Origin of the sequence: Staphylococcus devriesei (assembly GCF_002902625.1) — a bacterium.
In the GTDB taxonomy this organism is placed as follows: Bacteria; Bacillota; Bacilli; order Staphylococcales; family Staphylococcaceae; genus Staphylococcus; species Staphylococcus devriesei.
Genome location: NZ_PPRG01000117.1, coordinates 1 through 1239 on the forward strand (window position 1 = coordinate 1; position 1239 = coordinate 1239).

Below are 1239 nucleotides of genomic sequence, written 5' to 3' on the forward strand. Positions count from 1 at the left end.
CCAATCATAGCTAAAAACTTTATTGAGCTAGGTTGGGCAACTAAACGCTTGCTGGAGCAACGTAAAATATCGCCGTTTGATGATTATGAAAAAGTGAAGTCACAAATTTATAACGAAGTGGAGTGGCATAAAACATGGGGTTAAGAGATAAGTTTTATCTGTTCGATAACAAAGGTAACAAAATGCTTAGCGTTATTCCTAGAAACCACGACGGACTATATCGAGTAAGTGGCATTATACGTACTTACTACGAGGGTAAACGTTGGTTTTTAAATAAAGATGAATTAGAAACATTTATCAAAAACGAAAATTTGAATAGAGGATATCAAACGTCACTATTCGAATATTTATAGAGGTGGCAACTTTGGAAATAACAATCAATTTTAATGATGTGTATGAGGCGCCTATTGGCTCACCTCGTCCACGTTTTAGAAATACTGGTAGATTTGTACAAACCTACATGCCAACAGCTTATACAAAGCACAAGGAATACATCAGAGAGCAAATGCCAAAGGCAATGTTAAATGGTCGATTGAAAGTAGCGCTTTACTTTTACTTTGCACCACCTAAAAGTTGGTCAAAAAATCAAAAGTTAATCGCAATTGGACAATATAAACGTACTAAACCAGATATAGATAATTTAATCAAAACAGTATTAGATGCTGCAAACGAGCATGTATGGAAAGACGATAACCAAATTGTTGAGATACACAGTTTCAAACAATATGCAGAAGAACCGAAAATAATCATGCAAGTTGAGGAGGTTAAGTAAATGGCTAAATTAATCGTTGATTTTGAAATTAAAGGGCAAGTGACTATATCGACAGAGTATCCACCAACTGACGAAGAGATGGAGCGCTTAATAGATGTAGCTTATAAAAATGTAGATAGAGACATTCTCAACGAAGCTGATTTCAATAATAACAGTTTATATATAGAAAATGCGTACTGGAGTTGGTAAATATGCGTAAAAATCCTAGAGCAACCTATGTTTATTTAAATGGGGAGCATATCTCACTTAGAAATGCAGCAAAAAAATATAATGTACCACATACTACTTTGCGTGGTCGATATAACAGAGGATTAAGAGGTCCAGAATTATTATACGGAAAAGGAGTGTTTAGCTATGGTCCAAGTGTATGAAAGAAATGAGAAGACATTAACATCTAAACAACTATATTTAATACAGCAAGCTGAACTTAGACATGAAAGAGCATTAAAACGTAAACGTAGAGAAGA

Annotated in this window: 4 protein-coding genes; all 4 read left to right on the plus strand. The window is 34.4% G+C overall.

Translation table 11 applies throughout. From position 1 onward, the window contains the following. The first annotated feature begins 134 nt into the window (after nucleotides 1-134). From CD147_RS11830 to CD147_RS11845, 4 genes are read left to right on the plus strand one after another with little or no spacing between them, the layout of a single operon-like run. Nucleotides 135-353 carry a hypothetical protein gene (locus tag CD147_RS11830; protein ID WP_103167629.1) on the plus strand — a complete coding sequence of 73 codons (219 nt, stop codon included), beginning with the start codon at nucleotides 135-137 and terminating at the stop codon, nucleotides 351-353. Between the two features lie 11 nt (nucleotides 354-364). After that, nucleotides 365-772 (plus strand): RusA family crossover junction endodeoxyribonuclease, encoded by a 408-nt coding sequence (locus CD147_RS11835; RefSeq protein ID WP_103167630.1) that lies wholly within the window; start codon nucleotides 365-367, stop codon nucleotides 770-772. Next, a complete protein-coding gene (locus tag CD147_RS11840; RefSeq protein WP_103167631.1) occupies nucleotides 773-961 on the plus strand; it encodes a hypothetical protein in 189 nt (62 codons plus the stop codon). Nucleotides 962-963: 2 nt separating this feature from the next. Continuing rightward, a complete protein-coding gene (locus CD147_RS11845) occupies nucleotides 964-1143 on the plus strand; it encodes a helix-turn-helix domain-containing protein (protein ID WP_103167632.1) in 180 nt (59 codons plus the stop codon). The last annotated feature ends 96 nt before the right edge of the window (nucleotides 1144-1239 follow it).